General features: G+C 49.6%; 22 protein-coding genes. 21 read left to right on the top strand and 1 reads right to left on the bottom strand.

The window, feature by feature from the left end; translation table 11 throughout:
* Positions 1–44: 44 nt before the first annotated feature.
* Positions 45–905: an AraC family transcriptional regulator gene (locus MKY82_RS21490; RefSeq protein WP_194543535.1), complete on the bottom strand. Its 861-nt coding sequence runs from the start codon at positions 903–905 to the stop codon at positions 45–47.
* Positions 906–1,100: 195 nt separating this feature from the next.
* On the opposite strand from MKY82_RS21490, the gene uxaC reads away from it, so the two are divergent.
* The 21 genes from uxaC (at position 1,101) to MKY82_RS21385 (ending at position 23,195) form a co-directional block, all read left to right on the top strand.
* Positions 1,101–2,525 carry a glucuronate isomerase gene (gene uxaC, locus MKY82_RS21485; protein ID WP_339294310.1) on the top strand — a complete coding sequence of 475 codons (1,425 nt, stop codon included), beginning with the start codon at positions 1,101–1,103 and terminating at the stop codon, positions 2,523–2,525.
* 3 nt (positions 2,526–2,528) lie between these two features.
* Complete coding sequence (locus MKY82_RS21480) at positions 2,529–4,040, top strand: tagaturonate reductase (RefSeq protein ID WP_339294309.1); 1,512 nt, start codon at positions 2,529–2,531, stop codon at positions 4,038–4,040.
* Entirely contained in the window at positions 4,037–5,551 is a 1,515-nt protein-coding gene (locus tag MKY82_RS21475; RefSeq protein WP_194543532.1) for an altronate dehydratase family protein, read from the top strand. The genes MKY82_RS21480 and MKY82_RS21475 overlap by 4 nt, the downstream gene beginning before the upstream one ends.
* 44 nt (positions 5,552–5,595) lie before the next feature.
* Positions 5,596–6,708 (top strand): glycoside hydrolase family 88 protein, encoded by a 1,113-nt coding sequence (locus tag MKY82_RS21470; RefSeq protein ID WP_339294308.1) that lies wholly within the window; start codon positions 5,596–5,598, stop codon positions 6,706–6,708.
* Positions 6,709–6,899: 191 nt separating this feature from the next.
* Positions 6,900–7,712 (top strand): spore cortex-lytic enzyme, encoded by an 813-nt coding sequence (sleB, locus tag MKY82_RS21465; RefSeq protein ID WP_194543530.1) that lies wholly within the window; start codon positions 6,900–6,902, stop codon positions 7,710–7,712.
* Positions 7,713–7,837: 125 nt separating this feature from the next.
* Positions 7,838–9,118, top strand: coding sequence for a pitrilysin family protein (locus MKY82_RS21460; RefSeq protein WP_194543529.1), 1,281 nt, complete (start codon positions 7,838–7,840; stop codon positions 9,116–9,118).
* 3 nt (positions 9,119–9,121) lie between these two features.
* Positions 9,122–10,402: a pitrilysin family protein gene (locus MKY82_RS21455; protein WP_194543528.1), complete on the top strand. Its 1,281-nt coding sequence runs from the start codon at positions 9,122–9,124 to the stop codon at positions 10,400–10,402.
* A complete protein-coding gene (gene fabG / locus MKY82_RS21450; protein ID WP_194543527.1) occupies positions 10,402–11,172 on the top strand; it encodes a 3-oxoacyl-ACP reductase FabG in 771 nt (256 codons plus the stop codon). The genes MKY82_RS21455 and fabG overlap by 1 nt, the downstream gene beginning before the upstream one ends.
* A gap of 108 nt (positions 11,173–11,280) precedes the next feature.
* The gene (locus MKY82_RS21445) at positions 11,281–11,535 is read left to right on the top strand and encodes a DUF3243 domain-containing protein (RefSeq protein ID WP_009589302.1); all 255 of its coding nucleotides are present in this window, start codon (positions 11,281–11,283) and stop codon (positions 11,533–11,535) included.
* A gap of 204 nt (positions 11,536–11,739) precedes the next feature.
* Positions 11,740–12,507 carry a DUF3388 domain-containing protein gene (locus MKY82_RS21440; RefSeq protein ID WP_113058682.1) on the top strand — a complete coding sequence of 256 codons (768 nt, stop codon included), beginning with the start codon at positions 11,740–11,742 and terminating at the stop codon, positions 12,505–12,507.
* Positions 12,508–12,554: 47 nt separating this feature from the next.
* Positions 12,555–13,592, top strand: a complete 1,038-nt coding sequence (locus MKY82_RS21435; protein ID WP_194543526.1) for a helix-turn-helix domain-containing protein — start codon at positions 12,555–12,557, stop codon at positions 13,590–13,592.
* Positions 13,593–13,669: 77 nt separating this feature from the next.
* Positions 13,670–13,843: a DUF4175 domain-containing protein gene (locus MKY82_RS21430; protein WP_146746999.1), complete on the top strand. Its 174-nt coding sequence runs from the start codon at positions 13,670–13,672 to the stop codon at positions 13,841–13,843.
* A 149-nt stretch (positions 13,844–13,992) separates the two neighbouring features.
* The gene (locus MKY82_RS21425) at positions 13,993–14,484 is read left to right on the top strand and encodes a YajQ family cyclic di-GMP-binding protein (RefSeq protein ID WP_194543525.1); all 492 of its coding nucleotides are present in this window, start codon (positions 13,993–13,995) and stop codon (positions 14,482–14,484) included.
* A 259-nt stretch (positions 14,485–14,743) separates the two neighbouring features.
* Positions 14,744–15,331, top strand: coding sequence for a CDP-diacylglycerol--glycerol-3-phosphate 3-phosphatidyltransferase (gene pgsA, locus MKY82_RS21420; RefSeq protein WP_194543524.1), 588 nt, complete (start codon positions 14,744–14,746; stop codon positions 15,329–15,331).
* A 103-nt stretch (positions 15,332–15,434) separates the two neighbouring features.
* Complete coding sequence (locus MKY82_RS21415) at positions 15,435–16,709, top strand: competence/damage-inducible protein A (RefSeq protein WP_194543523.1); 1,275 nt, start codon at positions 15,435–15,437, stop codon at positions 16,707–16,709.
* 274 nt (positions 16,710–16,983) lie between these two features.
* Positions 16,984–18,045: a recombinase RecA gene (gene recA, locus MKY82_RS21410; protein WP_194544872.1), complete on the top strand. Its 1,062-nt coding sequence runs from the start codon at positions 16,984–16,986 to the stop codon at positions 18,043–18,045.
* Between the two features lie 142 nt (positions 18,046–18,187).
* Positions 18,188–18,925: a RecX family transcriptional regulator gene (locus tag MKY82_RS21405; protein ID WP_194543522.1), complete on the top strand. Its 738-nt coding sequence runs from the start codon at positions 18,188–18,190 to the stop codon at positions 18,923–18,925.
* Positions 18,926–19,285: 360 nt separating this feature from the next.
* On the top strand, positions 19,286–20,827 hold the full coding sequence (gene rny / locus MKY82_RS21400; protein WP_194543521.1) for a ribonuclease Y: 1,542 nt from the start codon (positions 19,286–19,288) through the stop codon (positions 20,825–20,827).
* Positions 20,828–20,954: 127 nt separating this feature from the next.
* Positions 20,955–21,758 carry a TIGR00282 family metallophosphoesterase gene (locus tag MKY82_RS21395; RefSeq protein ID WP_113058861.1) on the top strand — a complete coding sequence of 268 codons (804 nt, stop codon included), beginning with the start codon at positions 20,955–20,957 and terminating at the stop codon, positions 21,756–21,758.
* A gap of 129 nt (positions 21,759–21,887) precedes the next feature.
* On the top strand, positions 21,888–22,148 hold the full coding sequence (locus MKY82_RS21390) for a stage V sporulation protein S (RefSeq protein ID WP_006211249.1): 261 nt from the start codon (positions 21,888–21,890) through the stop codon (positions 22,146–22,148).
* A 90-nt stretch (positions 22,149–22,238) separates the two neighbouring features.
* A complete protein-coding gene (locus MKY82_RS21385) occupies positions 22,239–23,195 on the top strand; it encodes a membrane dipeptidase (RefSeq protein WP_194543520.1) in 957 nt (318 codons plus the stop codon).
* The last annotated feature ends 45 nt before the right edge of the window (positions 23,196–23,240 follow it).

Here is a 23,240-nt window from a genome sequence, read left to right as displayed (position 1 = left end):
GCGAACAACCAGACTGTTGGGTTGATCGCTTCCTTTTTTTTGGTTTACGTGGTGCTATTCATTTTGCGGTATTTGCTTGCCGTCATTTTCATAATTTTCTTAAAGGTTCGGTCAAAATGCGTCAGGCTTTCAAAGCCGATGGATTCGGCGATGTCCACGATTTTCAGGTCCGTATCCGTTAGAAGGCGCTGCGCTTCGCGAATACGGGTGAGGTTCAAATAATTAATGATCGTAAAGCCTGTAATTTCTTTGAATATCCGGGACAGGTAGAACGGGCTGATGTAGAAGGTTTCGGCTAATTGCTGCAGCGTGATTTTGTCTGCATAATGGACGTGAATATATTTAACGACGTCCGTGATTTTCTGATGGAGCGGATTCATGGACGTGTGAGCAGGCAGCGAGGCGGAATGGGATAACCGAGAGGTTTTAATGAGTAACTCCGTAAGCAGCACCTGCAGCATATACTCGTACGAAGCGGAGCTTTCTCGTATTTCATCGGCCATTTTATTCAAAATTTGCATGATGATTGCTTGCTCTGGAACGGTTAAACGCAGCAGGGGTCTATCCTGATTAAACATGCCCAGCAATCCGGATGCCAGCAAGGGATGGCCTTTTCCCAGAAAAGAATCGCTAAAATTAATGACGATACGTTCATGCTCCGGATCGCCTTGTCCCGAGGTTTTATGAACGTCGAATTTATTGATGAGAATGAGGTCTCCCGCCTGGATGGTGTACAATTTTTCTTTTATAAAATAATGACGCTCGCCTGTAACCAAATAGTAGATTTCATAGGTTCCGTGATAATGGTTATTTCGTTCAAAGGGCTTGGTGCGATGAATGCGATGGTAGTAAAATTCCCCTTCTTCTTCCCCGTAGGTTACGGTATGGGTATCGCTGGATATCATAATCTGCCCCCCTTCGTTTCGATTCATTCATGATCAGGTTTATTCTAATACTTCAGTTATATTGTACCAACTTCTATTAAGCAAAACAAAGCAAGATATGTTGAATGAGCCTTCAATTTCGCAATAAAAGTGAAGAAATCCAACTGATGATGCTGTAGCATAGTAGGTAAATCTACAGAAATGGACGGTGTTATCATGAGACCTTTTATGGATGAACATTTTTTGCTCAATAACGAGACTGCACGCACCTTATACCATGATTATGCAAAAGACATGCCAATCATCGACTACCACTGTCATCTGAGTCCGCAGATGATCGTTGACAATCACAGGTTTGAGAACTTGACCGAAGCGTGGATTAACGGCGATCACTACAAATGGCGGGCAATGCGAGCCGCTGGAGTAGAAGAGGCATACATCACGGGCGGCCCGGGTGTGAGTGATTATGATCGCTTCTTGGCTTGGACGCGCACCGTTCCGATGACGATTGGCAATCCGTTATTCCATTGGTCTCATCTGGAGCTGCAAAGACTATTCGGCATTCAGGATATCATTAATGAACAGAATGCTCCGCAGATATGGGAAGCAGCAAACAAGCGACTGCAGGATAATGATTTGACCACACGGGGATTGATCCTATCAAGCCGCGTGAAAGTGGTCTGCACGACCGATGATCCGACGGATAGCTTGGAATATCACATCAAGCTGGCGGAGGAAGGCGATGCCGGTTTTCAGATGCTTCCATCATTCCGTCCGGACAAGGGACTGGAGATTAACCGGGAGACGTTCCTTCCGTGGGTGAAATTGTTGGCGGACCGAAGCCGGATGGAGATTACGGAGTATTCGGCATTCCTGAAGGCACTTGAGCAGCGGGCAGAGTTTTTCCATTCGGTTGGCGGCCTTGTATCCGATCATGCGCTGGATTACGTGCCTTATCAAGAGGTTACCGAGACTCAAGCGGCTGACATCTTCCTGAAAGCGCTTAATGGGGAGCGGGTTTCCCGTCTGGAAGAGGAACAATTCAAAACGTATACGCTGCTTTTTCTGGGCCAAATCTACGCAAGACTCGGCTGGGTCATGCAATTTCATATTAACGCCCAGCGCAACAATAACACCCGGATGTTCCGACAATTGGGTCCGGATACCGGTTATGATTCCATTCACGATAGTCCAATCGCCGTACCGCTTGTAAAGCTGATGGATCGGCTCGATCAAGAGCGGTCACTTCCAAGAACGATTCTGTATTCGCTTAACCCAAGCGATAACGATATTCTTGCAGCACTTATCGGCAGTTTTCAAGGCGACGGTATTCCGGGCAAAATCCAGTTCGGTTCCGCGTGGTGGTTCAACGATACCAAAGACGGTATGGTCGACCAGATGAGCAAACTCGGCAATATGGGATTATTAAGCCGATTTGTCGGCATGCTGACCGACTCCAGAAGTTTCTTGTCTTATACCCGTCATGAGTATTTCCGGCGGATTCTTTGCAATCTCCTCGGAGAGTGGGTTACACGGGGAGAAGCACCGGATGATCTTCCATGGCTCGGGGGAATCGTCCAGGATATTTGTTACAACAACGCCGAGAGCTATTTTCGATTTGGCCGGACGGAAGGGAGATAAGACATGGATGCGAAGACAGATCGTGGCCGGGTAATGAGGTTGGTAGGACGCGATTCTTTACAAATACAACAGCGGCATGACCAAGATATGTTGAACCTTCCCGTTAAAGTGCTGCAAATAGGCGAGGGAAATTTTCTAAGAGGGTTCTTCGATTGGATGATATATGAATGCAACCGGCAGGGTCTGTTCCAGGGAAGCGTGGCCGTCAGTCAGCCAAGACCTGGTGGAGCACGCAAGCTGGAGCAGCTTCGGGAACAGGACGGGATATACGGCTTGCTGACCCGAGGCCTGCAGGATGGCCGGAAGATCGAGGAGGAGTTATGGATCCCGGTGTTCTCGGAGATGATTGACCCCTATGCGGAATGGGGGCATTTCTTGAGTGTGGCCGAGTTGGATTCCCTGGAGATCATAGTCTCCAATACAACGGAAGCGGGTCTCGTTTATCAGATTATTGACTGGAATCCGTCGGAAGCGCCGATGTCATTCCCCGCTAAGCTGACCATGCTTTTACATCGGCGTTATGAGCGTTATGAAGGCTCGCCGGACAAGGGCCTGTTGATCCTCCCATGCGAGCTGCTGGAACGAAACGGGGATATCTTGCGATCGATTGTGCTGCGGCATGCGGAGGATTGGGGACTTTCGCCGGCTTTTAGGAGCTGGGTTGAGGAATGCAACCTGTTTCTTAACTCGCTAGTGGATCGGATCGTAACCGGATATCCGGAAGAGGCCGAGCGCTATTTTGACAAATGGGGTTATGAAGACCGATTGTTGAACACGGCGGAGCCCTATTATTTCTGGGCTATTGAGGGCGACCCCTCATTGGAGTCCAGGCTTCCCCTCCAGTCAGCGGGTCTACAGGTAAGGTGGGTGCCCGATCTGACTCCGTACCAGGTAAGAAAGGTAAGAATCTTGAATGGAACGCATACGCTGATGGCTTCCATCGGCTTGCTTCACGGTTTCACTGAAGTGAAAGAAATCGCAGAGAGTATGGAATGGGGAGAAGATATTCGCAGCGCAATGCTGCAAGAAATCGTCCCCCTGGTGCCTCTCCCGCCGGAAGAGGTTACGGCTTATGCAGAAACGGTGTGGGAGCGATTCCGCAATCCTTTTCTTCGGCATAAGCTCCAGGATATTGCCATGAACAGCATCTCCAAGTTCAAGGTAAGGCTTTTGCCAAGCTTAAAGGAATATGTCAGTTCGCACAATACGCCCCCAAGCCTCATAACTGTGGGATTGGCCTCTTTGATCCGTCTGTATCATGCCAAACAAGTAGAAGGGCAGTGGTACGGAACGCGTCTTGATGGTGAACGGATGCTGTTAAGAGATGATCCGGACAGTCTGATGACATTCTATCAAGCGTGGCAAAAGGTAGAAGACGGCGAATGGAGCATACGTCAGCATGTGGCATCCATTCTTGGCGATCAGGCTTTATGGGGCGAGGATTTGAACCGGATACCCAATCTTCATGAAGCGGTAAGCCGTTATATCGAAGAAATGGAGCTGATCGAGACATGAGCGACATCGTCATACTTCATCACAAGGACGACGTCGGTATCGCGCTTCGTCCTTTGTCGGCAGGAGAACATGCCATCGGGCTTCTGAACGGGAAGGAGCATGCGATCGAGGTAACTGAGAATGTGCCAAAAGGTCACAAGGTAGCTCTTCGATTGATAGAGCCGGACAGCCATGTTTTGAAATTCGGCTATTCGATCGGATTGGCGAAGGAAGTCATTTTGCCGGGGAGATGGATCCATACCCACAATTTGAAAACCGGACTATCCGGTGAAGTGGAGTATCAGTATAAGCCTGGTGCAGAAGCAGCGGCTCAGGAATCACCGACGGTTATGGAGTCCCCAACGTTCCAGGGGTATATCAGACCCAGCGGTCAGGTTGGGATCCGCAACGAAATTTGGATCATCAACACCGTCGGCTGCATTAACAAAACCTGCGAGCTGTTAGCGCGCATGGCTGGCCAGCAGTTTCAGGGGAGAGGCATTGATGGGGTTTATCACTTCCCGCATCCCTACGGCTGCTCGCAGCTCGGAGATGATCTAAGCTATACCCAGCGTCTGCTCTCGTCCCTGGCGCAGCACGGCAATGCGGCAGGCGTGCTTATTATCGGGCTCGGCTGCGAGAACAACCAGATCGATCAAATGCAGGCCATGATAGGCGAGCAGGACGGGAAACGAATCCAATATATGCGTGCTCAGGACATGGAGGATGAATTGGAGGAGGGCTTGTCCCTCATCTCGGAGCTCGTGGAATATGCCGAGACTTTCAAACGGTCTGCGGTTCCTCTGTCCAAGCTGAAGATCGGACTGAAATGCGGCGGGTCGGATGGTCTGTCGGGCATTACAGCCAATCCGCTGGCGGGCCGAATTGCGGATACCATCACCGCTCACGGTGGTACTGCTCTTCTGACAGAGGTACCGGAGATGTTCGGAGCCGAAACGATCCTGATGGACCGGGCCGCCGACGAGCAGGTGTTCCAGGATATTACGTTGCTGATTAACAATTTCAAGCAATATTTCGTATCGCACGGACAGGAAATCTATGAAAATCCTTCTCCCGGTAATAAAGACGGCGGCATCACAACCCTGGAGGAGAAATCGCTGGGGTGCACTCAAAAAGGAGGAAATGCCACCGTATCCGATGTACTCCGTTACGGCGTAAGATCAACGAAGCCGGGGTTAAACCTGATCGAGGCGCCAGGCAACGACCTTGTATCGGTCACGGCCCTGGCTGCAGCGGGGGCCCACCTTGTGCTGTTCACGACGGGGAGAGGGACGCCGTTTGGCGGTCCGGTTCCCACCGTCAAAATCGCGACAAATTCCGAACTGGCCGCTCGTAAAAAGCATTGGGTTGATTTTAATGCAGGTGCTTTGCTGGAAGGTAAAACCATGGATGAGCTTCATGAGGAACTCATGCATCGTATTGTCCAATTAGCCTCCGGCGTTGAACAGACGAGAAATGAACGCAATGGCTTCCGGGAAATATCCATTTTTAAGGATGGCGTCATTTTATAGCGTGAGCTGTTGGAACATGATTTAAAAAAAGAGGAGGAGCCTGTATGTCCAATCCTATTCAGCAGCAAGAACAGTTGACCTTGTCACCCCTAGAACTCGGCACCAAGGCTTGCCAATCGATCATGGAAATGTATTCGCCGGAGCAGCTGCCGCCCGCAGGTTGGTGGCATTACCACCAGGGTGTATTTCTGGTTGGAATGTCTCAATTATGGAAATTTAGCGGTGAAACAAAGTTTTTGGATTACGTTAAGGGTTATGTCGATCATCTGGTGGATTCCAACGGGAATCTGCTGCTGGAGCGGGGGGAGCTGGATTCCGTTCAAGCGGGCCTGCTCCTAATGGAGCTGGATTCTGTATGTCCCGAACATCGGTACAAGGCTGCCGCGGATAAACTGCTCCGTCTGTTATCTACTTTGAATCGGACCACGGATGGAGGATACTGGCATAAGGATCGCTACCCTTACCAGATGTGGTTGGACGGCTTGTATATGGGTGGCGTGTTCACGATGAAATATGCCCAGCAGTATAATAAGCCGCATTTATTTGATGAAGTGCTGTTCCAGGAGAGGTTGATGCGCTCTCATACCAAGGATCAGGCAACCGGGTTATTTTATCATGCCTGGGACGAGAGCAGGACGATGCCTTGGGCTGATCCGGTTAGCGGGCAATCTCCGGAATTTTGGGGACGCGCCTTAGGCTGGTATGCGCTGTCGATCGTGGAGTTCCTTGATTTACTGCCTGAGGATCATCCGGCGAGGGAAGAGCTGGCTGTTGTGCTCCGTGAATTAAGTGAGGCGCTGGTGCGTTATCAGGATCCGCTTACAGGGCTGTGGTATCAAGTTCTAGATAAAGGGGACCGGGAGGACAATTGGCTGGAAACCTCTTGCTCCAGCCTCTTCATATATACCTTGGCCAAAGGGATTCGACTCGGTTATCTGGATTCATCCTTGATCTCCCATGCAAGACATGGATATAACGGCCTGGCTCAATCCGTATATGTGGATGGTCAGGGGCATCTGGTCATGCCCAAGATCTGTATCGGTACAGGTGTCGGCGATTATAAGCATTATGTGGAAAGGCAGCAATGCGAGAATGACCTCCATGGTGTTGGGGCGTTAGTCATGGCGTGCGTAGAGCTTGGCAGGATATATGGATAAATCCGTGGATGAGCGTTAAATCTATTCCGAATATCAATGAGCTGTTCCTCTGAGGAACAGCTCTCTTTGTGCTGCGATGATGTGCTGTCTTCGTTCAGTCCACTCGGGAACAGGTGCATAGGAAACTGGCAGGCTTGTCATAATAACGGTAGCGAGGCTTGTTAAACCACAAGAGAAAGGTAGAGCGCAGCATGAAAAACTCAAGAATCTGGATTCTAATAAGCATTGCGATTCTGTTGTCTGCCGTTGTCTTCGCTCAGGGAGGCCTGGAAACAGATCATTCGAATCTTCAGGAAGCTTTGCCAACCTTTAGCCAGCAGACCATCAAATTTGGTTCTACCGGCGAAGATGTGTATGAGCTGCAAGGCCGTCTGAAACACCTGGGCTTTTATCATGGGAAAATTGACAGCGTATTTGGCTCCAAAACCCAAGGAGCCGTTAAATGGTTCCAATCGGAGTTTGGCATGAAGGTAGACGGTATCGTAGGACCGAAGGTCAAGCTTAAACTGTATAATGCAACCAAGGATTTCCGTCCGACCGCTCCTAAGGCTCATGAAGGTGGAGGCGGTGCAGCGGCCGGTGGTGGCGGAGGTTCAGCCAACAAAGAAAGCGGCAATAACAACTTAGCCTCATCTGATTCAATGGGCCTTTCAGAGAACGATTTGAGAATCATGGCAAATGCCGTATATGGCGAAGCGCGAGGAGAGCCGTTCGAAGGCCAGGTCGCCGTAGCGGCGGTTATTCTCAACCGGGTAAAATCACCAAGCTTCCCGAATACGCCGCATGGGGTTATATTTGAGCCGAGAGCCTTTACCGCGGTAGCCGACGGTCAAATATGGCTTGAGCCGAACGAGCAGGCGAAGAAAGCAGTACAGCAGGCGCTGAGCGGCTGGGATCCGACAGGAGGCTGCCTGTACTATTTCAATCCGAAAACGGCCACCTCGCCATGGATTTGGACCCGCCCTCAAGTCAAAACCATCGGTCAACATATCTTCTGTATGTAAGCCGTAAACAACAGCAACCGGGGCCTGTCTTCGGTTGCTTCTTCACTTTGCAATGGGTTAGAATGAAAGTTATCTATGAAGTAAATTTTGGCAACGACAATCCATGATGTAAGGGGATATGGACCTTGACGAAAACGGAATTTGAACACGGTACAGTCGGAGGAATTCGGATTCACGTATTACCGACCAACCGATTCAAGACATTTGCGATATCGCTTTACGCCGGAAGTCCGTTAGCAGAAGAAACCGTGACCTCGACCGCGCTTACACCTTTTGTGCTGCGCAGAGGGACCGTTTCCTATCCGGAAACGCGAGCTTTCCGAGAACAGCTGGAGCAGCTGTACGGCGCTGGATTTGGATTTGATGTGTATAAGCGTGGCGATTATCAGATCGTGCACTTTCGCATGGATACGATCAATGACTCTTTTGTTAAGAGTCCGGAGAGCCTGCTGCGCTCTTCATTTGCTTTTTTGGGCGAAGCTTTCACCCAGCCCGTGTTAGAGAATGGAGCATTCCGCAAATCTTATGTACAGACCGAGAGAGACACGGTTCGCAAGAAGCTGGAGTCCATCGTCAATGATAAGATTCGTTACGCTGCGGAGCGCTGCATCGAGGTTATGTGCAAGAACGAACCGTATCGGCTGCATCCGTTAGGAGAACGGAAGGATCTTGACGGTATCACGCCGGAAGGCTTATATGAGTCCTATCAGAACTGGCTTAATGAATCCGTTCTGGATCTGTATGTGGTTGGCGATACGAGTTTGGATGAGGTGAAGAAGCTCGTAGAGGAGCATTTTAAACTGAACAGAACAGCAAGCAAGGATTATGTTCCTTCCTCCACGCGAACGGCAGCAAGCGGGACGCAGACGGTCGTGGAGAAGCTGGACATTAATCAAGGCAAACTCAACATGGGTCTGAGAAGCACCATTACTTACGGAGATGATGAGTATGCCGCCGCGCTATTGTATAACGGGATTTTAGGCGGTTACCCGCATTCAAAGCTGTTCGTTAACGTGAGGGAGAAGGAAAGCCTGGCGTATTACGCGTCGTCCCGATATGACGGTCATAAAGGAATTGCAACCATCCAGTCCGGCATCGAGGTTCAAAATTTCGAGAAGGCTGTCCAAATTATTCAACAGCAGCTCGATGACATGGCCAACGGTGCCATTACGGATATCGAAATGACCCAAACGAAAGCCATGATCCGCAACGTCATTAAGGAAATGCAGGATTCGGCCTTTGAGATGATTGCGTATGATTTCAACCGCACGCTGTCGGGGCGAGAACGTACGCCGGATGAGCTGCTGCAGCAGGTGGAAGGCATTACAGTGGATGATGTGAAGCAAGCAGCTTCGGCATTTTCGCTGGATACGATCTATTTCCTGAAAGGTCAAAAGGAGGAATAGCCGGTGGAGAGCATTCATTATGACAACCTGCAGGAAACGCTGTATTACGAAGTGATGGATAACGGTCTGCACGTGTATGTGCTGCCTAAACCCGGCTTCCAGAAAACCTATGCGACCTTTGCAACCAAATATGGTTCGGTGGATAACCATTTCAAGGTTGAAGGCGAATCTGAAACTCGCGTTCCTGATGGCATTGCGCATTTTCTTGAGCACAAAATGTTTGAGGAGCCGGAAGGCGATATTTTTGCCAAGTTTGCCTCGAACGGCGCCTCGGCGAATGCCTTTACTAGTTTTGACCAAACGGTGTATCTCTTTTCTGCGACGGAGAACATCCATGAAAATTTGGAGACGCTGATTAATTTCGTGCAGAACCCTTACTTTACCGATCAGAACGTGGAGAAGGAAAAAGGGATTATCGGGCAGGAAATCAACATGTATCAGGACAATCCGGACTGGCGCGTATACTTCGGTCTTATCGAAGCGATGTACAAGGTGCATCCGGTGCACATCGATATTGCCGGTACGGTGGAATCCATCGGAACAATTACAAAGGAAGATCTGTATACGTGCTACAATGCCTTTTATCATCCGAGCAACATGCTGCTGTTCGTGGTGGGCGGCGTAGATCCAGTTGAAACGATGAACCTGATCCGTTCGAATCAAGCCGGAAAATCGTATGAGAAGCAAGGCTCCATCGAGCGCATATTCGATCCGGAGCCGAAGGGAGTTGAAGAGAAGCGGCGAGAGAGCCGGCTGGCCGTATCCCTGCCGAAATGCCTGTTCGGCTTCAAGGAGAAGCAGGTCGGTTTAACGGCTGAGGAGCAGCTGCGCCGAGATTTGACAACGAAGCTGATGATGGACCTCCTGTTTGGATCCAGTACGGAATTGTATCAGCAGCTGTATGACGAGGATTTGATATCCGACAGCTTCGGCCATGAATATAACAGTTCACCCCAATATGCGTTCTCTGCGGTGGGCGGAGATACGAAGGATCCGGACCAACTTCTGGAGCGTATCCGCACTGAGGTGGATAAGCTAAAGGCAACCGGATTTCAGGCATCCGACTTTGAACGTGCCCGCAAGAAGAAAATGGGCGGATACTTGCGCATGCTCAATTCCCCTGAAAATATTGCTCATGAATTCACTCGCTATCAGTTCCGCGGGGCGGATTTCTTTAAGGTTCTACCGGTTTATGAATCCATTACCATAGATGATGTAAACCGCCGTCTGCAGGAGCATATCGATTGGGATCAATTGGCCGTATCGATCGTTGTGAGTCCGTAATGAAGCAAGACATGGGAAGAGAATTGAAACCGATCGGGGAAATGACGGTCCTGATCACGGGTGCCAGCAGAGGTATTGGAGCGGCTGTTGCCGAGCGTTTTGCTTCGGTACGCATGAATGTCGTTATCCATTACATGAATTCGCATGAAGCGGCCAATGAAGTTGCCCGCCGCTGTATGGCCTATGGTGCTAAGGTATTAACCGTGTCCGCGGATCTTCGCGACAAAGAGCAAATATTGCGCATGCAAGAGAAGCTTCAGAGTCATGATATGGAGCCGGATATCCTGGTCAACAACGCCGGGGTATCCCATTACGGGCTTCTGTCTGACGTGACCGAGGAAGAGTGGGACACTTTGATGTCCATTAACCTGAGAGGGATGTTCCTGTGTTCCCAGGCGTTTATGGGGCGTATGATCTCCCAGCGATTTGGCAGGATTATCAATGTGTCCTCGATCTGGGGATTGTCGGGTGCCTCCTGCGAGGTATTGTATTCAACAAGCAAAGGCGGCGTTAACGCTTTTACGAAGGCCCTTGCGAAGGAGCTTGCCCCATCAGGCGTGACGGTGAACGCCGTTGCCCCCGGCGCGGTGGATACGTCCATGCTGGGGCATTTGGAATCGGATGAGATCCGCATGCTGGAGGATGAAATTCCGGTCGGCAGATTGGCGCAGCCGGATGAGATCTCATCACTGGTGTATTTTCTAGCGCTGCCCGAGTCGGGCTACATTACCGGGCAAGTGATCAGCCCGAATGGAGGTTGGGTGACCTGATCGTCATTCGTGGTGCAATTCACCACTCATAAGGGATTGGTTACGGGGACATATTACTATTGTTACTTTAAATCTGAATTGCCACCACGCAAAAGGAGGATTTAATTCATGTCATCCGTAATCAAAAACTTTGATTCCTGGAAGAAATTTCTGGGCGAGCGCGTCGTTCAAGCCGAGAAAGCGGGTATGAGTGAAGACACCATTTCTCAGCTGGCTTATGAGATCGGTGATTTCCTCGATGAGAAGGTTGACCCGCAAAACTCATCTAACCGGGCACTGAAAGAATTGTGGGATGTAGGTAACGAGGAAGAACGCCACGTTATCGCGCGTCTGATGGTGAAACTGGCCAAGAACAACGCATAACCCTCTTGCAAAAAGCCCCCCGCCAACGGGGGCTTTTTGTCAAGAAAAAAGAATGTAATTTTCATGTCATCGTTAATACTTGCCTTTCATTTTTATTTTATATATCATTAACGTGACCCATTTTTCATTTGACCTGTTTTTGCGTGCAATTTTCGCTGGAATTTGTCGAATATTGATGGAAAAGAAGTGCAAAGAGGTGTCTTTGTGGAATCGAATCAATGGTACATGGAATACAAGATACATAAGAACCGGCCTGGTTTGCTCGGCGATATTGCTTCCGTATTAGGTATGCTCGAAGTAAACATCCTGACCATTAACGGTGTTGAAGGCCAAACTCGCGGAATGCTGCTGGAAACGGATGATGAAGAAAAAATTATCCTGATGGGCAAAATGTTAAACAAAATGAAAAATATTACGGTAACAGCCTTGAGACCCCCGAAACTGGTCGATATTTTGGCTGTCCGACATGGACGATATATTGACCGGGACTCGGATGATCGTAAAACGTTCCGTTTTACGCGTGATGAGCTCGGTTTACTTGTTGATTTTTTGGGTGAATTGTTCAAAAGGGAAGGTAATCAGGTTATCGGTCTTCGCGGAATGCCTCGCGTCGGCAAAACCGAGTCCATTATCGCCGGCAGCGTCTGCGCGATGAAGCGCTGGACCTTTGTTTCCTCGACGCTGCTCCGTCAAACCATTCGCAGTCAACTCTCTGAGGACGAGATGAATTCGAACAATGTTTTCATCATTGACGGCATTGTGAGCACGATCCGATCCAACGAACGTCATTATCAGCTCCTGCAGGATATCATGGGGATGGAGAGCACGAAGGTGATCGAGCATCCGGATATTTTTGTTCGCGAATCCGAATATTCCTATGAGGATTTCGATATTATAATCGAATTGCGAAACAATCCGGAAGAGGAAATCGTTTATGATACGTTCACGGGCTCTTATAGTGACGATTTATAATATTGTTTTGACTTTGACCACGAATTTCTAAAGTAGGAGGTGATGGCATGTCCGAACTGGGACAGCAATTAAGGGAGGCGCGTCTACAAAAAGGGATGAGCCTTGATGATGTGCAGGAAATGACAAAAATACGCAAGCGATACTTGGAAGCCATCGAGGCAGGGGATTACAAAGTACTTCCCGGCAGTTTTTACGTGCGGGCATTCATCAAAACCTATGCGGAAGCGGTGGGGATTGACCCGGACGAACTGCTTGAAGGCCATAAACAGGATGTGCCTAAATCCGAACCGGAAGCGACGATGGAACCGGTTATTCAAAAACGTGCCGCCAGACCTTCAGCCGAACGGAACATGAAATGGCTGCCTACACTGCTGATGTGGACATTCCCGATTTTGATCGTTGTTGTCATTTACTTGGTGGCCATCAATTCGAATGAGCCTAAGGAAGAACCTCCCGTAAGCAATAATGATCAGACGCAGACGGATCAAGCGCAAAAGCCGGAAGACACGGGCAATACGGATCCCGCCACGCCAGGTGACGGAGCGCAGGGCGGCGACAACACCACGGACGATACCGGTAATGGTAACGAAGGTACAGACGGTGAAGGAACAGACGCAACAGACGCAACGGACGGAACAGATGGCACGGACATCGACGAACCGGGAAATACAACGCCTGGAGAAACGACGGTGACGCAGGACCGGACGGAAGGCAAGAACACCGTATTTAAGGTAACAGGCTCGTCCGTGAAGGTTGAGATTGTGGCAACGAGCGAAGGTAAGAGCTGGGTAGAAGTGTATCGTGGCTACAATACCTCTGGAGAGAAGCTGGCTTTCCAAATGCTTGAGAATGGTGATTCTCTCAGCTTTGACCTGGATAGCCAGGGACTTTACGTGAAGTCAGGGAACTCCGCTGCAACCACCATTACGGTTGGCGGCCAGCCCGTAACGGATGGAAAATCAACGTCGCGTATCTTGCTGGAGCCGGCTGATGGTTCCGCAGGCACGATGGACAACACGGGTACGGATGCCACAGGTACCACCACAGATACTACAGGTACATCGGATACGACAGATATCGAATAATTGCCTGTCCTCCAGGCCATCATAACAGCATGCAGCTGCATGCTGTTATTGCACTTCCTGGAAGAGGTGATGCTCTCGTGACGGTCAACTGGATTATATTCGGATTAGGCGTTATCGTCAGCCTCTTGGGCTACTATTTGATTCCAAGTGACTGGGGATATGGCATATTAGGCTTTGGACTGGCACATATTTTGCTCGGTATACTGAGCATGTTTCGCCGTCCGGTGCATGATGAGAAAGCTAGCAGTTGACGGAGCAGGCTTCGTTTTCGCCGGATGTTGGCGATAAGCGGAGTCTTTTTCGTTCACATTTATCCCGCTGATCTCGTAGAGGATTAGACTTGGCTCACGGTTTTACCTATAATAGAAGCATTATCGCCAAATGAAAGGAAGGATTCACCATGGCTTCAGAAAACTCATTTGATATCGTATCCAAAATGGATATGCAGGAACTTAACAATGCGGTTAATCAGGCGGAGCGGGAGATCGAGAACCGTTTTGACTTCAAGGGCAGCAAGAGCAGCTTGAAGCTGGACAAGGACGCACTGGTCATTGCATCCGATGACGAGTACAAACTCAACGCCGTTATTGATATTTTGCAAACCAAGATGGTGAAACGGGGCTTGTCGCTGAAAAATGTGGAGTACGGCAAGATCGAGCCGGCTTCCATGGGTACCGTTCGCCAGCGCCTGACCTTAAAGCAAGGAATCGATCAGGAAAATTCGAAAAAGATCAACATATTGATCCGTGATTCCAAGCTGAAGGTCAAGAGTCAGATTCAAGGTGACCAAATTCGGGTAACCGGAAAAAGCAAGGATGATCTTCAGCAGATCATGCAGCTGCTTCGCAAAGCGGATCTTTCTCTGGACCTGCAGTTCACGAATTTTAAATAAACGCCGCCACAGGCTCATATAGGATGGGATGGACAGGTTTGTTTCTTTTGACAGGGCGTGAGCGGAAATATTATACTAAAAAACGATATATAAGGATTAACGTATACATAGATTACTGGGGGATGAATATGACAGACAGCGCTTCACGCTTCGAACCCTTTAGGCTCTTGGGAAGAGCGACCCTATTGAAGTACAGATGGATAACAGTCGCGGGGTCTGCGAAAATTTCAAGACAACCCGTTGCAAGGGAGGTTGCCCCATGAATTTACCCAATCGTATCACGTTGGCCCGCATTTGCTTGATCCCTGTCATGATGATTTTCCTGCTGGTGGATTTTGATTTTTATCCGGCTCCTATTGTGTGGAATGATTTCGTCCTTCCCTACAACCAATTGATTGCAGCATTGATATTCATACTTGCAGCAAGTACGGATGGGATTGACGGGTATTTAGCCCGGAAAAACAATATGGTGACGAACCTGGGTAAACTTCTGGATCCGCTTGCGGACAAACTGCTGGTGGCAGCCATCCTCATATCGCTTGTGGAGATGGGCAAATGCGAATCCTGGATTGCTGTAGTCATCATCAGCAGAGAATTCGCGGTTACTGGCTTGAGACAAATTGCACTCCTGGAAGGTTCCGTCGTTGCAGCAGGTCAATCGGGGAAAATCAAGACGGTGATTCAGATTGTGGCGATTGTCGCGCTTCTGATCAATAATTTCCCGTTTGTATTCTTGGGAATTCCGTTTGATGTCATTGCAATCTGGGCTGCCGCGATGATTACGATCTATTCGGGAATCGAATATTTTGTCCAGAACAGGCATCTTCTCAAAGGTGCCGGGGCGTAACGGCAATAGGAGCAATCCTATTGCTTTTTTCTTCCGCAGGGTAAGAACTTTATGAAAGCGGGTATTTGTGAAGAGATAGCAGACACAGGAGGATGGACGAATCATGAAAGCAGAAATCATTGCAGTTGGAACCGAACTTCTTCTTGGACAGATTGTGAATACCAATGCACAGTATTTGTCCAGGCAGCTTGCTTCAATGGGAATCGATGTATACTATCAAACCGTTGTCGGGGATAACATGGAGAGGCTCAAGGAGGCCTTGCGGCTGTCCAGCAGCAGAGCCGATATCGTTCTTCTGTCCGGTGGTCTGGGCCCCACACAGGATGACCTGACAAAGGATGCGCTCGCATCTTTTCTAAATCGTTCATTGCATATTGATCGGATGGCCATGGATCGGATTGAACGCTTTTTCCATGAACGAGGATCCGTAATGACCGAGAACAATCGGCGCCAGGCTCTGGCCATCGAGGGCGGGACTCCGCTTCCGAACGAAACAGGCCTCGCCGTCGGGAATGCGGTATCCTATGAAGGGACTCATTACATTGTGTTGCCGGGTCCGCCGAAAGAGCTGATGCCGATGTTTGAGCAGGAGGCCAAGCCTTGGCTTCTGCAGCATGTGCTTACGGAAGAGCTTCCCATCTATTCAAAGATGCTCAAATTCGCAGGCATCGGGGAGTCCGCGCTTGATAAGCGCCTGGAGGACCTGATTACGGCCCAGACCGATCCGACGATTGCGTTGTATGCCAAGGAGGGGGAGGTCACCGTCCGGATCTCCACGAAGGCAGCCAGCGAGGCTGAGGCCATGGTGCGGCTGAATGAACTGGAAGCCCGGATCCAGGAGAGAGGCCCGGAATTTATGTATGCTAACGAGGATGTGCCCATTGAGAAGGTCATCGTCGATATGATGGCGGATCATAGCTGGACGCTGAGCGCTGCGGAGAGCTGCACGGGAGGCCTTGTAGCGGAGACGCTGACCTCTATCCCCGGGAGCGCGTCCATGTTCCTTGGCGGGATCATCTGTTATACCAATCAGATCAAGGAGAAGCTTGTGCATATCCCGCATGCGCTGCTTGAGGGGGATGATGCGCCGGGAGCCGTCAGTGCAGAGGTTGCCGAAGCGCTTGCGGATCATGTCCGGATGGTAACCGACAGCGACTTTGGTTTATCGGTAACGGGCGTGGCAGGTCCAGGGTATGCTGAACGCAAGCCTATAGGTCTGGTTTACATTGGATTGTCTCAACGGGGAAAAGAAACGGAAGTGCACGAGCTGCACCTTCAGGGTAACCGTGAAACGATCCGGCTCCGAGCTACGAAGGCGCTGCTCTACCGGCTTTGGCAGCGTCTTGTTGCCTCCAAAAGGTTTAGGGTTGCAGAATAGGGATATCCGCTATTCAAAAAAAGTAAATAATTTACACCTTGCTTGGCAGCTCTTCTTGTATTTACGAACGGTTCCAAGTATAATGGGAAATACGGAAGAACCGTGGCATATCGTATGATGTTGCCACGGTTCTTGTTGTTTATACATAAGGCATGGAGCATATACGGGAAGGGGTGCGGAATAAAAAAAACGAATGTATGTTCGAAAAAAAGCTTGGCAAACGTGTCAAAACAAGGTATGATATGACTATCAACAGTGAAGGGTTGTGGAACAATTGTCAGATCGTCGTGCTGCGCTGGAAATGGCGCTTCGTCAGATAGAGAAACAGTTCGGAAAAGGTTCCATCATGAAACTGGGTGAATCCACCCACATGCAAGTAGAGATTGTGCCGAGCGGATCGTTGGCATTGGATATAGCTTTAGGAACCGGCGGCTTGCCTAGAGGCCGGATTATTGAAGTATATGGACCGGAATCCTCCGGTAAAACAACAGTAGCCCTCCATGCGATTGCGGAAGTTCAGAAGGCTGGTGGACAGGCTGCATTTATCGATGCCGAGCATGCTCTGGATCCATCGTATGCAAGCAAATTGGGCGTTAACATTGATGAATTGCTGCTCTCCCAACCGGACACGGGTGAGCAGGCGCTGGAAATTGCGGAAGCTCTGGTACGCAGTGGTGCAGTTGATATCATCGTTATTGACTCGGTTGCTGCACTGGTACCAAAAGCTGAAATTGAAGGCGACATGGGTGACTCCCACGTAGGTCTGCAAGCTCGTCTGATGTCCCAGGCTCTTCGGAAATTGTCGGGTGCTATTAATAAATCGAAAACAATTGCCATCTTTATCAACCAGCTTCGTGAGAAGGTTGGTGTTATGTTCGGTAACCCTGAGACGACTCCAGGTGGACGTGCTCTGAAGTTCTACTCGACGGTTCGTTTGGACGTGCGTCGAATTGAGAGCATCAAGATGGGCAACGATGTGGTGGGTAACCGCACACGGATTAAGGTTGTTAAGAACAAGGTAGCGCCACCTTTCAAACAGGCTGAGCTTGATATTATGTACGGTGAAGGCATCTCTAGAGAGGGAAGCCTGATCGATATCGGAACGGAACTCGATATCGTGGATAAGAGCGGCGCATGGTATTCTTATTCAGGTGACCGTCTTGGCCAAGGACGGGAGAATGCGAAGCAATTCTTGAAAGAGAATCCGGAGATCGCTAGTGTTATCGAGAACAAAATTCGTGAAGCGAGCAATCTGACCACGGCTGTTCCTGAGCCTTCCGAGAAGGATAAGGAACAAGAGGAATTAGAAGAGCAAGAGTTGTTTAAAGTAGAGTAGTTCATTGCTGGTTATCGATTACAGTGTTGAGGACCGTCCGGTGTTTGTAACGCCAGACGGTCTTCTTTGCATTTATTCAGACTTCCAGATGCAGTCTTGGTTATTTTACTCAGAAATGGTGCGGTAGTGAGAGGAGCGACATATGGAAGAAGAGAATAAGGAAATGTCGGAGCAGGCAGAAGCATCAGGTATAGGGCATTTTCCGGACCATGAGGATTTGATTGTAACGTCAGTCGAAATGCTGAAAAAGCCCAAGCACCGATACCAAATCGCGTTTGGTCCGTACCTTATGACCGTTCATGAAGATGTGATGCTGAAATACCGGATGTTCAAGGGGAATGTTTTTCGCAAGGAAGAGCTTGAGGAAATTATCGTGGCCGATGAACGACAGAGGGCTTATGTAGAGGCACTGAATCATCTGTCCAGGAAACCCAGAACAGCCAAGGAGATCACCCAGCGTCTGCAGCAAAAAAGTTTCGAGCCGAGTTGCATAGAGACGACGCTGGAGCGATTGGAGAAGGACAAGCTGATTGATGACGCGTTATACGCCAAGATGTGGACAGAGCAGCGAATGACAAGCCATAAGAAGGGGAGGCTGTGGGTCAAACAGGAGCTGAGACAGAAGGGAATCGGCACGGAGCTGATCTCCGAGGCTTTGGGCGAGATCAGTGCAGATGCCGAATTGGAGAGCGCGCTTGCCGTGGGACGGAAAAAATGGCAGCAAACCCATGGAGAGTTGCTGGATCGCAAACGTAAAACGGGAGCATATTTAATGCGTAGGGGCTTCGGCGGGGATCAGGTGCGTCAGGTGCTCAAGCGTCTGGTTGACGAGGATCAGGAAAAGGGTGAGTGGGACGACGAGCTGGAAGATTTCGAATAAAGGGCAGTTTGGATACTTTTTCGTGAAAGAAATGGTTTCATTGGATGAAACTGACGTTTACCCATTGCTTTCCCTTGACAATATCTTTTTATAAATACTAAAATAAATATGAATCTTTTTATCATAAATTAGAATCCTTTTTCCTTCCAAAAAAGTGACTACTTTGTGAAAGATTCTTTTAATCGCCAATTCATAGTGAAATGTATTCCGCTGGCTAAGGCGGGATTTGCGTACGTGATACGGCGTGCGCAGTATGGACGGCAGCTTCCACTGCCGGAAAATTTTATGTATGAATGAGTAACCTGACAATTGAACATTTCCCAAGGAATGCCTTGGAGGAAACAACGAGGAGGTGATCAGATGCATCCAATTTGGTGGATCATAATCGTTCTCGCTGTAGCCGCTATATTCTTTGGGTTCGGTTATTTTATTCGCAAATCCCTTGCAGAAGCTAAAATTTCCAGTGCCGAGCATGCCGCTTTGCAGATCGTAGAAAGTGCGAAGAAGGAAGCAGAAGCATTGAAGAAAGAAACGGTTCTCGAAGCTAAAGACGAAGTTCATAAAATCAGAGCCGAAGCTGAAAAAGACACTCGTGAGCGCCGGAATGAAATTCAACGGCAGGAGCGCAGATTGTTGCAAAAGGAAGAGTCGCTGGATAAAAAAATAGAATCTTTGGAACGTAAAGAAGAACAAGTGGCGAACAAAGAGAAACGAATAGAAGAGACCCAGCAGCAAATCGATGCCATTTACAAGAAACAAACGACGGAACTGGAGCGCATCTCCAACCTCACGATGGAGGATGCCCGCAGCATTATTCTCAGTAATGTTGAACAGGAAGTTCGTCATGAAACCGCTCAGATGATTAAAGAAATCGAGCAGCAGGCGAAGGAAGAGGCAGATAAGAAATCACGCGAGATCATCACGCTGGCTATTCAGCGCTGTGCGGCTGATCACGTCGCGGAGACCACGGTATCTGTTGTCACTTTGCCGAATGAAGAAATGAAGGGCCGGATTATCGGACGTGAAGGCCGGAATATTCGTGCGCTTGAGACCCTTACAGGGATTGACCTTATTATCGATGATACTCCGGAAGCTGTTATTCTCTCCGGTTTTGATCCGATTCGCCGTGAAATTGCCCGTACAGCTTTGGAAAAGCTCGTGGCGGACGGACGGATTCATCCGGCTCGTATCGAAGAAATGGTGGAGAAATCCCGCAAGGAAGTGGACGAACGCATTCGCGAATACGGAGAACAAGCGACTTTCGAGGTTGGCGTTCACGGTTTGCACCCAGATTTGATCAAAATTCTGGGCCGACTGAAATTCCGTACAAGCTATGGACAAAATGTGTTGAAACACTCCATGGAAGTGGCCTATTTGACTGGCCTGATGGCCGGCGAACTGGGCGAAGACATCGTGCTTGCGAAACGGGCAGGACTGTTGCATGACATCGGGAAAGCGCTGGATCATGAAGTGGAAGGATCGCACGTTGAAATCGGCGTGGAGCTGGCGAAGAAGTACAAGGAACATCCGGTGGTTATCAACAGCATTGCCTCTCATCACGGTGATTGTGAAGCAACTTCGGTTATTGCCATGCTGGTTGGCGCAGCTGACGCATTGTCTGCTGCAAGACCGGGAGCACGCAGAGAGACGCTTGAGACGTATATCCGCCGTCTTGAGAAGCTCGAAGAAATTTCCGAATCCTTTGAAGGCGTTGAGAAATCCTATGCCATTCAAGCGGGACGTGAAGTTCGCGTCATGGTACAGCCTGAGAAAATCGACGATGCCGAAGCATTCCGCTTGGCACGTGACATTACCAAAACCATTGAGAATGAACTGGATTATCCGGGTCATATCAAAGTCACCGTCATCCGGGAAACCCGAGCGGTGGATTACGCGAAATAGAGTTTGGACCTTAAAAAGTGGCCGCAATCCGGCCACTTTTTATCTTTCAAGTACCAAAAATACAGTTTCGGACATTTATGAATCGGGAACGGTCCTGCCGGGAATCAGGACAAGCATCCCTGAAGGAGTGATTGACATCAAAGTATTATTCATCGGAGACATTGTCGGCAGTACAGGGCGTAAAGCTTTGAAGGCTTCTCTTCCGGAGCTGAAGTCCAAATATAATCCGCACATCATTATTGCCAATGGGGAGAATGCTGCTTCAGGACGCGGCATTACCTCGGCCATCGCCAATGAATTTTTCAATTGGGGCATTCATGGCATCACCTTGGGTAACCACACCTGGGATAACAAGGACATTTTTGAGTTTATTGATGATGAGCCGCGCATGATTCGTCCGGCAAATTTTCCGCCCGGCACACCGGGGCGTGGATACACAATCATCAAAGCGAACGGCAAACAGCTGGCGATCGTGAATCTACAAGGACGAACCTTCCTGCCAGCCATCGATTGCCCGTTTCGCGCAGCCGATGACATTGTGGATGAGCTTCGCCAGAAGACGAAGTGCATTCTGGTGGACTTCCATGCTGAGGCGACGTCGGAGAAGATTGCGATGGGATGGCATCTGGAAGGCCGCGCCTCGATGGTGGTCGGAACGCACACCCACGTGCAAAGCAATGACGATACCATACTGCCGGGAGGAACAGCTTATATTACGGATACCGGCATGGTGGGCTCCAAGGAAGGCATCCTCGGCATGCAGCGCGATGCGGTGATGTATAAGTTCAAGACCCAGCTTCCTGCCCGTTTCCAGGTCGACGAAGGCAAATGGCAGTTCCATGCCGTATGCGTGGATATGGATGAGGACACGGGAAGAGCCCGGAAGATACAGAAAATCCGCATGTACGAAGACGAATGGCGGATGGATTAAAAAAGGCGGAATCCGTTTAATTAAATTAGGAACGGATGGTAAAAAGCAGGAATTTTTTCCCCTCTCACGAATAACATCTAGTAAGCGGAAGCAAACCATCACTCAACATTCCCAGGGGAGGTACTTACCATGGAAGTATTAAAAGTTTCAGCAAAATCCAATCCTAATTCAGTTGCAGGGGCGCTCGCTGGAGTTCTTAGGGAGCGGGGCGGAGCGGAACTGCAAGCGATTGGGGCGGGAGCACTGAACCAGGCCATTAAAGCGGTAGCGATTGCCCGGGGATTTGTAGCACCGAGCGGGGTGGATTTGATTTGCATCCCTGCTTTTACGGATATTGTGATTGATGGCGAAGACCGGACGGCAATTAAATTGATCGTAGAACCTAGATAAATTTCGAATGTTGAGGTATTAGCCTGTTTACTCTCTTGGTGTAAACAGGCTTTTTGCTGTGACAAGTTCAGAAGGGAGATGAACGGCGCGATGCGGACGGTTGATTTTCACTGTGATGTTTTGAGCAAAATGTGGGAAGCCCCCCAAGCCTCCTTTGCGGACGACCCGCATTTGGATGTAACGCTGCAGCGCATGGAGGAGGGCGACCTGGCCCTTCAGGTGTTCGCTGTTTTTTTATCGGAGAAATGGGGGAGACCATCCTTTGAACGGGTGCTGGCGCAACTCGATACATATCGCAGCCGCATCGTTAAACCGGGATATCTTAAGCCCCTGCTTTGGCGGGAGCAACTTCAAGAGACCAGACAAGGTCAGCATGGACGGTTCGGCGTTCTGTCCTTGGAAGGCGTTGACGGGCTGGAGGGGAATTTGTATTACGTCCAGCTCTTGTTTGAGATGGGCGTGCGTTTGATGGGGGTTACCTGGAATTATGCCAACTGGGCTGCGGATGGAGTACTGGAGCAGCGAAATGGGGGATTCACGGAACGGGGACGGCAGCTGGTAGAGCTATCCCATTCGACGGGCATCATTCTGGATGTGTCTCACCTGTCCCAAGCTGGTTTCTGGGAGCTCGCGGAGCTGACCAAAGGGCCCATCATCGCCTCGCATTCCAATGCGTACTCCGTCTGCCAGCATCCCCGGAATTTGAATGATGAGCAGATAAGGGCACTAATCGCGCTAAACGGAATGATTGGAATCACGTTTGTGCCCTGGTTTATCCGCAGCGGAGTAGATCGTGTGAAGCCGGAGGACATATTGCCGCATATCGAGAAGATTTGTGAGCTGGGCGGTGAAGAGCACATCATGTTCGGTTCGGACTTCGACGGGATTGATCAATGGGTTGCCGGGCTTGAGCATCCGGGCCGGTATCCTGAATTTCAGGAGCTGCTGCTTAAACATTACCCGGAATCGATGGTAAAGGGCTGGATGTCGGAGTATGCCCTCCATTTTCTTGAGCAGAATTTACCTTCATTGTCAGGCCAAGCATAGCAACCTTTCGCATAACGACCATGATTCGAGGATAACTTTGACAAT

The sequence above is a fragment of the Paenibacillus sp. FSL W7-1279 genome (assembly GCF_037969845.1).
Lineage (GTDB): Bacteria > Bacillota > Bacilli > Paenibacillales > Paenibacillaceae > Paenibacillus_AQ.
The sequence above is the reverse complement of the archived record's forward strand: the minus strand, read 5'-3'. Positions and strand labels throughout refer to the sequence as shown.